At 50.1% G+C, this 12250-nt stretch carries 13 protein-coding genes; 3 read left to right on the forward strand and 10 right to left on the reverse strand.

Going from position 1 to position 12250, the window contains the following annotated elements; all coding sequences use genetic code 11:
* Positions 1–7: 7 nt before the first annotated feature.
* From DYE26_RS08200 to DYE26_RS08255, 10 genes are all read right to left on the reverse strand, one after another.
* Positions 8–715, reverse strand: coding sequence for a hypothetical protein (locus DYE26_RS08200; protein ID WP_036623518.1), 708 nt, complete (start codon positions 713–715; stop codon positions 8–10).
* A gap of 11 nt (positions 716–726) precedes the next feature.
* Positions 727–1848, reverse strand: a complete 1122-nt coding sequence (locus DYE26_RS08205) for an SAF domain-containing protein (protein ID WP_036623520.1) — start codon at positions 1846–1848, stop codon at positions 727–729.
* A 47-nt stretch (positions 1849–1895) separates the two neighbouring features.
* Complete coding sequence (locus tag DYE26_RS08210; protein WP_036623521.1) at positions 1896–2504, reverse strand: hypothetical protein; 609 nt, start codon at positions 2502–2504, stop codon at positions 1896–1898.
* The gene (locus DYE26_RS08215) at positions 2492–2704 is read right to left on the reverse strand and encodes a hypothetical protein (protein ID WP_036623523.1); all 213 of its coding nucleotides are present in this window, start codon (positions 2702–2704) and stop codon (positions 2492–2494) included. Before DYE26_RS08215 ends, DYE26_RS08210 begins: the two co-directional genes overlap by 13 nt.
* A 73-nt stretch (positions 2705–2777) precedes the next feature.
* Positions 2778–3725, reverse strand: coding sequence for a ParB/RepB/Spo0J family partition protein (locus DYE26_RS08220; RefSeq protein WP_425325241.1), 948 nt, complete (start codon positions 3723–3725; stop codon positions 2778–2780).
* The gene (locus DYE26_RS08225; RefSeq protein ID WP_036623525.1) at positions 3673–4500 is read right to left on the reverse strand and encodes a ParA family protein; all 828 of its coding nucleotides are present in this window, start codon (positions 4498–4500) and stop codon (positions 3673–3675) included. Before DYE26_RS08225 ends, DYE26_RS08220 begins: the two co-directional genes overlap by 53 nt.
* Positions 4501–5045: 545 nt before the next feature.
* Positions 5046–5930, reverse strand: coding sequence for a hypothetical protein (locus DYE26_RS08235; RefSeq protein ID WP_036623529.1), 885 nt, complete (start codon positions 5928–5930; stop codon positions 5046–5048).
* Positions 5931–6396: 466 nt separating this feature from the next.
* A complete protein-coding gene (locus DYE26_RS08245; protein ID WP_218032574.1) occupies positions 6397–7389 on the reverse strand; it encodes an NADP-dependent oxidoreductase in 993 nt (330 codons plus the stop codon).
* Between the two features lie 160 nt (positions 7390–7549).
* On the reverse strand, positions 7550–8479 hold the full coding sequence (locus tag DYE26_RS08250) for an oxidoreductase (RefSeq protein ID WP_036623532.1): 930 nt from the start codon (positions 8477–8479) through the stop codon (positions 7550–7552).
* 24 nt (positions 8480–8503) lie between these two features.
* Positions 8504–9262 carry an SDR family oxidoreductase gene (locus DYE26_RS08255; protein WP_036623533.1) on the reverse strand — a complete coding sequence of 253 codons (759 nt, stop codon included), beginning with the start codon at positions 9260–9262 and terminating at the stop codon, positions 8504–8506.
* Between the two features lie 353 nt (positions 9263–9615).
* Here DYE26_RS08255 and DYE26_RS08260 point away from each other — a divergent pair, with 353 nt between their 5' ends.
* The 3 genes from DYE26_RS08260 (at position 9616) to DYE26_RS08270 (ending at position 12216) form a co-directional block, all read left to right on the forward strand.
* Complete coding sequence (locus tag DYE26_RS08260) at positions 9616–10200, forward strand: TetR/AcrR family transcriptional regulator (protein WP_036623535.1); 585 nt, start codon at positions 9616–9618, stop codon at positions 10198–10200.
* A 568-nt stretch (positions 10201–10768) separates the two neighbouring features.
* A complete protein-coding gene (locus DYE26_RS08265) occupies positions 10769–11488 on the forward strand; it encodes an ABC transporter ATP-binding protein (protein WP_051985485.1) in 720 nt (239 codons plus the stop codon).
* Complete coding sequence (locus DYE26_RS08270; protein WP_036623536.1) at positions 11485–12216, forward strand: hypothetical protein; 732 nt, start codon at positions 11485–11487, stop codon at positions 12214–12216. The genes DYE26_RS08265 and DYE26_RS08270 overlap by 4 nt, the downstream gene beginning before the upstream one ends.
* Positions 12217–12250 lie beyond the last annotated feature (34 nt).

The following is a 12250-nucleotide window of genomic DNA, read 5'->3' on the forward strand; positions in this document are numbered from 1 at the left end:
ACCGGGTTCACGCACGCTTTCGCGCACGCGCCCATGCACGCCGGGCCGTTTTGGCATCGCAATCAAACAACTGTTGCAGCATGTCCAGCACGTTCCGGCGATACGCCCCGGACAGCCGCCTGATGTCAATGCGGCCATGATGCTGGTTGTCCAGTTCGACCGACATATCCCGTTCGTCCAGCGGAAAGCGGAATATCGCTTCCTCCCAGCGTACAGCCTGCTGCGGCAGCAGCGAATCGAAATAGGTCTCAGGCATGGCGATCTGCAGAGTGGGAGCAATCAGTTTGTAAAACGTGAGCGGCTGGCCTTCCGCTTCGTGAAGGCACAGCCGCTGCATCAACTCCGCGTTTTTATGCATGCCGAGCCGGCTCCAATTGCTGCACCAAACCCGCTTGTCATAGCCCGGCAACTCTCGTCCCTTCACAAGTTCGGTGTGATCGGTGTCGAGCAGCATGACATCGTAGGCCGCTTCGCCTTCGGCTTGAAGCAGGGAGCGTTCCAATTGCGCTGGCGTGATGAGCCCGGTCGCCACATCGATGCCTTCAAACTCCCGCAGCGAATCGCCGAATTCCCCTCGCGGCAAATAGCCTTGCATGGACTGGGCAAGGGTGGAATCCACGATCAGCACCTTTCGCTCCATCGCCGTGAGCAGCTTGCCCAGCACAAGGAGCAAGTGGCTTTTGTCCGGCGCGCCGAAAAACACGACTTTTTTCATAACGGCCTCCTTCACTGATTAAAAATTTGCTCCAATTTATCCACTTTTGCAGGCTCTCCAGACGACGAAGCTGGCGCCGGTTCTGTTGAAACAGATGATGTAGACTCCGCTGACGTTTCCGGCCGATTCTCACTCGTCGTTGTCGGAACGGAAGAGGTGGGCAGCGGCTGCGCAGCTGGCGGTTCCTGATCGACCGTAGCCGTTGCGCCTGCCGGCGGCGGCGATGGGGTCGCCTCATGCATGGCATTGCCTTGCTGCGTGACAATCCGTTCGTTTTGCAGTTGCTGCTGAACCGTTACGCTGCCGCTCGTTACGCGCAGTTTGTCCGACTCGCTCATCGCCTTCAGATTGTCATCCAGTGTCGTTCGCAGTTGGCGGGCAAGCTCGGTTGTCGCTTTTTCTAGCAGGTTCGGATCATGATCCATCAAGTCGAGCACCTTCGGATTGGCGGGATAATTGACTACTGCCGATTCCTGCAAGCCCGGCTCGATGTAGGGCAGGGCATACAGCCGCGCGCCTTGCAAGTAGGCATCGATGATCGCGCTTGAAGTCCGTAATAGATCCAGCTCGTTCATTTCCAGCCAGATGACATTGCCGGACAACTCCCGCGCCTTCTTCTTCGCCAGCAAGACAAAATCCTCGCCAGTCGGGAAGTTGATTCGCACGTCGATGTACTGTCCCTTTTGCAGATTGGAGGGAAGCTGAATGACTTGAAACTCCTGCACCCGCAAATCCTTTGGGATTGGCGCGCCCTCGTACAGCATGGAAGGCATCAACGGCGTGCCTGGCTCTAATTCGATTTTGGCGCTTTTGCCAATGACCGCGTTCTGATCAGTAATCATTCCTTGCGGCACCAGATTCGCAGGCAGCGGAACAGACTTGAGGTCTTCCGCCTTCACGATGCCGCCGGCCGGAACAGCGTGCGCCACAGTCCAAACGCTTCTGCGCGATTGTTCCTCTATCGTTTTCAATTCTTCGATTTGCCTTTCATAATGTTCCTTCATTTGCTGTTGTTTCTGCTCTTGCTCTGATTGCTTAATCAGAGAATAAATGGCCGCAGCAGCCAGTAAACAAACGCTTACGGCAATCGCCGCGATGATAAGCGCCTTGCGGTGCCGATACGTCCACGACATCGCTCACGTCTCCTTTCAAACCAAAATTGAAGTGCTGTCGATTGACTTTACCGGGCTTCGTCACGTTGCTTCGGCTTTTGCTGAGTTCCAATCTGATGCTGCTCCAATTTTTCTTGCGCCCATGCAGGCATATGCTCCGGTTTTATCAGACCCATAAAATCCTCCCGATTCCAGCGAGCCTCTTCTCCGGTATACAGATTGATCACGTAGACGGCGCGACCTCGGGAATTGGCAGAGGTGCCAAAACCGCTTAGCGCCAGCACAAGCTGGTTAACAGCGGTGCGGTATTCAGGTCGCAACCGTTCCGGCCGGATGACAACAACCTGGTGGTCAATGCGCATCTCTTCGCGAATCGGCTGGCATTGGACTTGGGTAAGGGGAGATAGGGGCACCTTGACACTGGCCCTTTCTTCTTTGAGATCCTCCAGTTCCCATTGCACGCGGGAAACAAAGTCATGCATGGCCTCAAGATAATCCGCGCCGGCCGCAATCGCGTAAAATTGCTCGACACCCAAAGAATTGTTTCGGGTGCAGGTACAAACCATGTACGGCCGTTCGGCATTGGTTTCGTCTACACCAAGCAGCACTTCCACCTTCCCGATGGAGATGGCCTGAACGACTTCATAGTTGTCCACCATTCGCTTTATTTCTTCCATTGTCCGTCCTCATTTCCTGGAAAATTGCTGTCATTCCTCGTTCCCCGGTTTTGCTTTGATAGGCCGACATTACGAGAGTTCTTGTTTCGCGTGCGCGGTTGTTCGATCTCATCCTCCAGAACTTCGAAGCGGTTGAAACCCGGCTTTTCTTGCATCAGGCGCTCATATTGACGACGCCTCCCTTTCGTGAAATACATCATGAATCGCCTCCCCAAAAATGGGTATAAAAAAGCTCTCCGTCTAGGGGAGAGTGCCTGCCGAACTGGATTCAGGTTAACGTTCCAGTTCCCGTTGCCGTTTTTTATACCAGCTTTCCAGCAGTTGTACGATCAGATCTTCCTTTTGCTTTTCGGTAAAGTCCCTCGGGAAGAAACGGTCGATCCGCTCGCGCCGAATGGTCATTTTTTCTTTCTGGTTCGGCTTCTCCTCCGTGAGAATCGAGAAGATGACATCCACGTTAAGCCGCCCGTCCTGGCTCAGTTTTTTCATGCGCTGCGCCTGCGCCAGCGAAGGCGTGCAGTCTTCGGACTGCATCGTTTCGTACAGGGCATGCTGTTCTTCTTCGGCCAAGTAAGAAATCTCTACGGCCGGATTGAAGGCGATTCGTTTATCATCCACCATTTCGAGAATGGAGGGGGTCAGTTCGGTAAGGCGGATATAGCGCTGGATTTGATTACGGCTTTCGCCTGCCTGATCTGCCAAAATTTCAACTGAATATTTTCCTCGTAAATCCTGCCCAACTTGGGTAGAATTTTCTTTACTCGGTCTGCCCGCCTGTCTCTTCATCGCCTCCAACTTCATCTTATAGGCAAATGCTTTCTCGCTTGGCGCAATATTTTCCCGTTGCAGGTTGCTGTCCACCATGATGATCGTCGCCTGATCGTCGTCCAGTTCGCGAACGATGCAGGGCAGCGTTTCTTTGCCTGCCAGTTCGCTCGCTTTTTTGCGCCGATGCCCGGCTACCATTTCGTAGCCGCCATCACCTTTCGGACGTACCAGTCCGGGAACGAGAACGCCGTATTGCTTCACGCTATCCGCCATTTCCAACATCGCTTCGTCCGCCTTCACCTTGAACGGATGGCCGGGAAAATCGCTGATTGCAGATAAAGGGATGTCCAACACTTTTTCCCGCTTTTCATCGGCGCGGCTCTCCTCGGTGGAGAATAAATCAGCGACTGTGGTCAGTTTGATGCTGGCGCGCATGTCGTCTTTCGCTGCCAATGCTCTGCACCTCCTTCGTAAAGGCGGCATAAGCCTCCGCAGCTTTCCCATCCGGATCATGGACGTAGATGCTTTTCCCCTTGGCGCTTGTTTCCGCCGCGCGAACGGATAAGGGAATTTCGGTGTTGAACACGCGCAGCTTGTCGCCGTAGTCGCGCCGAAGAATAAAGGAAATGTCTTTGGCAAATTTCGTCCGGCTGTCGACCATCGTGAGCAGCACGCCGTTCAAAACCAGCTTCGGATTGATTTGCCTGCGCACACGGGCAATGGTCTGCAAGAGCTGTGTCATTCCCTTGGCGGGCAAATAGTGTGCTTGAACGGGGATAATGACGCTGTCTGCTGCCGCCAACGCATTGATGGTCAACATGCCCAAACTCGGCATGCAATCGATCAGCACGTAGTCGTAATCGGCTTTAACCGAATCGATGTACGAACGCAAAATCGTTTCTCTGCTCATCGTATTGACGAGCGATACCTCAACAGCGGACAATTCAATATTGCCTGGCATCAGGTCAACGCCTTCATGGTGATGCAAAATACCTTCCCGCGCTTTATAGGATTCTTCCAGCATCGTCTTCGCCAGCAATGTCGCCAAAGATACCGACAAATTATCCGGCTCGTGGAAACCTAACGAATCCGTCAGGTTGCCTTGCGCGTCCGCATCAACCAGTAAAACCTTTTTCCCCTCGGCTGCCAAACCGATCCCCAGATTGACCGCCGTTGTGGTCTTGCCAACGCCGCCTTTCTGATTGGCGAGGGCGATCACCTTGGTCATCCTACACTTCTCCTTTCACGCAAAAAAGCCGGTTGCGCTGATATTTCAGGACAACCGGCTTTTTGAGAGTATCTATATAAAAAGAGAACGCCGTATAAAGAGCGTTCTCTTGAACTAATATCTCAATCCATATCGTTAACTTCTGTTGTTATTTTTGATTTTTTGGAGTCTGTAAAAACATCTTGGAGAGCAATTTCAAATCGGAAATAAATCGATTTTCCCTCGTTTGCTAAAGTCAATTTCTGTACTTTTACGGTTTGCTTTTCGAAGTACCATCCCAATAACTTTGCTGAATCTAATGAAATCCGGCCCTTTTAAATTTGCATAGAAAGTATACGCCATCTTAGTCTCATCGTCCCAAGCATTCCACAAATCTGCACTCAGAACCATGTTTTCTGAATATAATGGTAAAATCGTCGACAAATAAAATTTAATTCTATCAATTGAAGCATTTTTCAATTGATGGAATAGCATTTCATATATATGCTTTTCGCCTTCCAAACAACTTAATAAAATGTACGACTGATTTATTTCAGGAAAAACAGTCACAGCAAGCCGATGCATAATTCCCTTAACAGTGTGTTTAATTTTTTTCCATCTAAATCATAATCAAGAGCTATATAAGAGTAAACAGCAAATTTAATCTGCTCAGGTATTTTAATGACGCAGGTTTCGATACCTCCATACGTTTTCGATAGTATTTGTTCATCGAAATGAGCTTTCACTGGTTCGAATTCCTTCATTTTCAATTGAAGCATTCTATAAAAGCCCACCATCGTAGGAGCTTTAAATGCAACAGGTTGTTTCACAAACATCGATCTAAAAATATCTATCGACATCCGTTGCTTGTAATACTCGAAGATAAAGGCCTTATATGCATATATGAATTTCATTTTCTCATTCGTTTCTTCAAAATCCGGCGCTCCTTTTTCTATGGCTGCGAATACAGTATTATCATGTAAATCGCAAAAACAAGTTTCAGTAGTCGCATCGTTTGCACTTGTTCTACTTACCTCAACAATTACTTCTGATTTTCCGTTCAACATTGGAACTATGAGAGGTTTCTTTTTGGAATCTAACATGTAGACATGTCGTCCTTCGCCCGCAAGCAAAGTAATAATTTTATTGTTCTGTAAAGCATGTGCACCCTTGATTCTCCCTTTGCATTGCGCTTGTTCAGGATGCATACAAATTTTTTTCATAGACTTTCTCATCAGTTCCATTAATTGAACCTCGGGCGGCTTTTGGGATTTTTTCTCAGAAGAAATCTTCTTATTTTTGCAACAGAAACCGTATTTTTTGCCACTTCCACAGGGACAATTTTCATTATTCCATATTCGTATCTGTTTAAATATATTCAATGCAACCGTCCCTTCATCAACTAATTCCCTTCCATCATGCTTTATAAAATAACAACCTAATTTTAACATAAACCCAAGCCTTATTAAGAATGCCCTCCAAATTGAGTGAGCCGGACAATAGAGGTATTACTTTTGTCAACGGTTTTTCCCCAATTGAAAAATATCTATATAAAAAGAGAACATCCACTAAGGACGCTCTCTTAAACACTCAAACTTTTGAAATTATTAGCTTGGCACAACCATCTCACATGTCTACACACCCGACGTCCAAATCCAGGTCCAAAACGACCGAAACCTCGATTTTGTCTTTGAGCAACTTATTTTTGAAGTCGTTGCCGTCTGCCGTGAAAGTCATAAAACGCGCAAAGTGTTGAAAACAAAGGATTTCTACGTATCGATTCGTTGCATTCCTATTACGCACTCCACATGACTTGTATGGGTCATTTATATACATCGCCTCGTGAACCAATTGTTACGGCATACGTCACACCGGACCACCGTGCAGGACCCGCTCGCGGAAGAGCAAGTCTCTACATCAGGCGCCTGCAGGCAGGAGGATCAGTTTGCCGCGGGCTTGCCCGCTCTGGCTAATGTTGAGTGCTCTACGCCAGTCCTCGAGGGCGAAAGTCTGGGCGACCGGAACGGTGAACTTGCCGTCTGCGGCGTACTGGGCGAACTCCCTGAGAACATCATAGCGGAAGGTCTGGTCTTCTCCGGTGCTGGCGCGGACGCCGAGTTCGGCGGCTGCGGCGAAGTCGCTGATGGTTAGAACACGGCGCGGATCACCACCGGCGATCCGGATAAGATCGGGTATTACGCCGCTGACCGGTGCAGTGTCCAGGACCAGGTCCACCGGCTGTCCGGCGAGCTCGGTTACCCGCTCGACCATTCCGTCACCGTACGAAGTCACTGCCGCTCCCAGCGAACGGAGCCGGTCGGCGTAAGTGTTACCGGCGGTAGCGATCACGCTGGCGCCGCGCATGAGGGCGATCTGGACGGCTGCAAAGCCCATCATTGTGCCTGCTCCGTGCACCAGCAGGGTGTGGCCCGGTTTAACACCTAGTGCTTTAAGGTGGTTGTATGCAATCGTGACCGCCATTGGAAGCGCCGCAGCTTGCACGAACTCGAGTCCTGCAGGGATGCGGACCCAATGGTCGATGATCGCCCGATCCGACGCGCCGGCGCTCGGGGCGCCGGCAAAGTCGGTGGTGCCCAGAACGGCGTCACCGATGACGACATCGGTGACGTCCTCACCGACCGCCTCCACAATCCCGGACAGTTCCAGCCCGATACCGCGGGGCAGATTACCGGGAAATAGCCCTTTGCATATGGCCCAGTCGACCGGATTCAGCCCGCAAGCTCGCACCGTCACGCGAATGCGTCCCGGGCCTGGGTCAGGGACCGCGACCTGTTCCATGCGCAGGACTTCGGCCGGTTCGCCGTAGTCGTGGAAGCGGATCGTCCGCATAGTAGCAGGGCTGGATGCTTGATAGTTCACATCATTGCTCGACGTATCTAAATTCTCCATTTCGATAACCTCCATTTTGTTTTGGAAAATAATGTTTTTTACATCAATTCAAACGGTGTTTCTAGGGATTGATGCATGAAGGCCGTTCATAAATTCTGTTCAAAGGTGATGGCCTGACTAACCGTATGTTGGCCATATGATCGAAATCAGGAAGCCTTCCTCACGGTAAATCTTCAGCAAATACCGGGGCCGGCGCGAGCGCATACTTCACTTGTGTCAGTTCCTCGGAAATCGTCCACAACCGCCGCGCGACTGCTTCGTCATGCGAGCGCGCACTCGATTCGACCTTCTTGGGGTAGCCGCGTAATTCGAGACTGCTTGGCCCAAAGTAATCTCCACCTCGCACGTCTGACGCAGTGGCCGCATAAAGGGTCGGCAAGACACCCATTTTCGAGGTCTGGGCAAAAATCGGATTCAAGCGCCGCATCATGCTGGAATGCCGCAGCGCATTGGTCGCTGTCCAGCCCGGATGCACAGCTACTGCCAGCGTTGATCGGCCTGCCGCAACAAGCCGGCGCTGCAGCTCGTAGGTGAACAGCAGATTCGCCAGCTTGCTCTGAGCATAGGCGCGCGCTGGCGTGTAATTCCGCTCCAAGTTCAGGTCATTAAAGTGAACGATTCCCGACCGATGCGACAAGCTGCTTACCGTCACAATGCGTGCGCCCGGTGTCGCGTCGAGCCGCTCCAGCAGCAAACCGGTCAGCGCAAAGTGCCCCAGGTGATTGATTCCAAATTGCTGCTCGAAGCCCTGCGCTGTCTTCCCGTAAGGCGGCTTCGCCACGCCGCCGTTGTTGATCAGGAGATCAAGCCGATGGTAGTCCTGGCGAAAGGCCGCCGCAAAAGCGCGGACGCTCGCCAGATCGCCCAGATCGAGCGCCATTCCTACGACCTTGCCCGACGGCTTAAGTGCTTTAATTCGGTCAGCGGCAAGGTTGGCATTAGCGATACTGCGGCAGGCCATAATGACCGTCGCCCCTTTGTTGGCTAGCGCCCGCGCCGCTTCCCAACCAATCCCGCTGTTAGATCCGGTTACAATGGCCACTCGTCCGGTCTGATCTGGCATGTGGTCTTCTGTCCATGGTGTTGTCATGTGGTTTCGTCCTTCCTCCCGAACTTAGATCTGAGAGCCGCCTCCGTCCACAGGGAACTCGGCTCCGGTTGTGTAAGTCGCGTCGAACGCAAGGAATGCGACTGCTTTGGCAACCTCGAGGGGGTCACCGAAACGCAGCATTGGGATCTGCTGTCTCATCTGTTCCTTGGTCTGTTCTGCAGCTTCCTTCGGCATCGACTTCTCCATGATGCCGGTGTCGATGGGGCCGGGGCTGACCGCGTTGACACGAATCTTCCGCGGCAACAGCTCGCGGGCCAAACTACGAGTCATGGAGCGCAGCGCTGCTTTACTGGACGCGTACGCACTGATCATCGGGATACCCACTACGTTCGTGATAGAGGTGGTGAGCACCACGCCGCTGCCTGCGTTTAGCAATGGGGCAAGTTTCTGCACGGTGAAGTACGGACCTTTGGCGTTGACTGTAAGTAACTCGTCGTACACTTCTTCGGTCATCGACTCGAAGGGGACAAAGCGCGTGATGCCGGCGTTTACGAACAGGGCATCGATCGTTCCGAACTCGGCCTTTACCCGGTCGGCCAACTCGTCGATATCCGTTAACGACGCGGCGTCGCTTTGCACTGCGACCGCGTTGTTGCCAAGTTGTTCACGAGCTGAGTCAAGCTTAGCCTGGGCACGGCCGGTGATCAGAACGCGTGCTCCTTCATCCGCCAGCAGCTTCGCTGTCGCGAGGCCAAGCCCGCTGCTGCCTCCCGTGATCACTACTTTCTTGCCTGCGTATTTACTTACTGGATTGTTTTCCATTTTCATCTTCCTCCCTTGGTTTATCCGGTATATAATCTTGCTAAACTAACGGTCAATTGTTGGATAAGAAGCCCGTAGATAAATTGCACAAGCAATCACCATAATGGGTATTTACTGCTTTCACAGAACCCATTCTTTCTAGTTTTCTTGTATTGCTTTTGACGGGCGATTGACCCGACAGTGTAGTAAAATCTGCACTGTCTGTGCTAATCTTAGCTTAGCGGTTTGGGCTGCACAACCAATAAACAACCGCATTTGTGGCTTATACAACACACGAGCTTATTTGTTGTCCTTTTGCTTTCCAATAAACGCACGTTAACCAATATAATCTGAGGGAGAGGGAGAAGCGTAACATGCCCACTAATACAAACGATCCCCGTGTAAAACGGACGCGTCAACTGTTGATGCAAGCTTTTATGGAATTGCTTGAGCAGAGGAAGAAGAATGTCTCTTCCATTACCGTACAAGATATTACGTCCTACGCGACCGTAAACCGCTCCACGTTCTATGCGCATTTTGAAGACAAATTCGCATTTCTTGAGAGCTGGATGAGAGATAAATTTCAAAAGAAGCTAAAGGATGAGCTGCCTAATGCTGCTTTATCCGATATAGGGAGCCTCCGAACGCTTATTTTAATCGTTTTCGATTTTCTTTTCTGTACCCGTCCGTATATGACATTTGCTGATCGTCAATATGAAACGCTGTTTGAGGTCGCCATGCAAAAGGAACTAAATGACCTATTATTTACCTGGTTAAGCGAACAAGCGGAACCTTCCGTTTCACGAGAGACGGTGGAGACTACCGCTCTGATAGCAAGCTGGGGCATATTTGGATCGGCCGTCGAATGGAGCAGACATCCGCAAGATAGATCGGCGGAAGACATGGCGCGGGATGTTTTGGAGGTCGTTGCTGCTGGTTTAGCCCCCGTAATAGGGTAATAGTTGTGTCGCGTACAGGCGGCGCGGTTGAATTAGAACGCCGAATAAGATAGGTTTCCATATAATCGAAAAAACGCCCGGGACCGATGATACTTGGTCCGGGCGATACTTCTTAGTTCTTATACCAGTGTAGGCGTTTAAACTCTTCACCATTAATTGCAGATCATACAACTAACTTTATATCCATTTACCCAATGATTCGTTTAATTGCATTTCATACAGCTACTCCTCGTCTCATTGCCTCTTAATCGAAATATAGCGGAGTAATTGCAGGTTTTACACTTAATCAAGTGCTGTGGCGGTATTTCCGGATAAGTAACTGTACATTCTGCAACTATTCCATTCAACAATGGACCAAGAAAGCTTGAGTACGAAGCAGGTACGCTCGGATGGAGCGATCGCTTTCCTACAACTGCCGGAACTGATCCACAAAGTCACCTCGAAAACCGGGAATAGCTTTCCCTTCGGGCAATTCTAATGGATGTGTTCATTGCACTAACAGATTCTTTTGTGGTAATTGTCTGTTATGGGGAAATATCAAATCACAGGAACTAGGAGCGAAATGCAAATGGTACACCCACAAAGTGCCTCAGCAATTGAAAGATACGCTATTCTCGTATCCGGCGCAGGCAAAACTTTAAATGGCCAAAAGATTATAAATAACGTTTCTCTGGCCGTGCCCCGCAACAGCATATACGCCATCATCGGCCCGAACGGAGCAGGGAAAACGACTCTGCTTCGCCTCATGAACGGATTGTTGACCTTGGATGAAGGTACAATCCGTTATGCTAATAATGAGCATCAAATTGCTGTGCTGCTGGAGAACGACTATCTATTCGAAGCCAAAACCGGACGCGAGAACATCAGCGATTTTGGCATCTATTTTTCGCTTGACCCCGCACAAATTTCCGCGTCGCTGCAACGTTACTCCGCCATACTGCAATTGGACTCAGCGCTCGGCAATAAGGTCGCTGCCTACTCAAAGGGTATGAGAAGAAAGCTCTCCCTGTTGATTACATTGCTTAGAAATACACCGATTCTCATGCTGGATGAGTTGACTTCCGGCGTTGATCCCGAATCCAGACGAGTGATGCGCAGCGTGTTGAGCCAACTAAAGGAAGAAGGCCGAACGGTCATCCTTACCTCGCACGATCTGGCCGAGGTTCAGAAGATCAGCGACTGGATTGTAATTATGAAAGCCGGTTCCATCGTGGAAACGATGAATAATCAAGTGTTCGAGGGAGACCTTGAGCAAAGATTTTTTGATGTGCTGGAGGGGATCAAATGATGGGCATTCACCCGATCAATAAGCTCAATTTCAGAGATATCCTAAAAAGTCCTTCCTACCTGGTCATGCTCAACATCATGTTGATCGTACCGTTAAATTCCATGCTGCAAATTCTGAAAACGAACACCGGCCTGATGGAGTTTATCGTTGTCTATGTTTTTTTGATGTTGAATGTCTCCGTCTATTTCTTTTTGAATATGCTGACCATCAGTCTGATTGTGATTTCGGAAAAAAGCTCGGGGCGCTGTGAATATTACCTGGCCAACCAAGTGGATGTTCGCCGGCTTACCGGCATATACAGCCGCTCCTCCTATAGTTTAAACATCGGCCCCATCCTTTTGCTCGACATCCTTATGGCAGGTTTCGCTATGGCCAGCAATGAGACTGTGCTGCTTCATTTGTTCCAAGATGTTTCTTTTGTTTGGTTTGCGGCAACATACCTTCTCTTTACTTATCTCGCTACCAGTACATTGACCTTAATCTCCATGCTTTCTAAATCCCCGGAGCGGATCCGAACCTATCTTTCGGCCAGTTCGTTTTTGTTTATTTTTGCCGCTACGCTTCCCGCTACTTTCATTAAAAAATTTGGTTTCATTATCAATGGCGGCACCATTATTTGGTTTGCCGGCAGCACTCTGCTCGTTCTGGCATTGATTTGTGCCTCCGTACGCATATTCCTGACTAAAAAGCTAAGCAATGAAATCGTTATTCTATCATATAAACAGTAGGTTTGGTTATAAAATAATATCGTCTATCAGGCAA

The sequence above is a fragment of the Paenibacillus macerans genome (assembly GCF_900454495.1).
GTDB lineage: Bacteria > Bacillota > Bacilli > Paenibacillales > Paenibacillaceae > Fontibacillus > Fontibacillus macerans.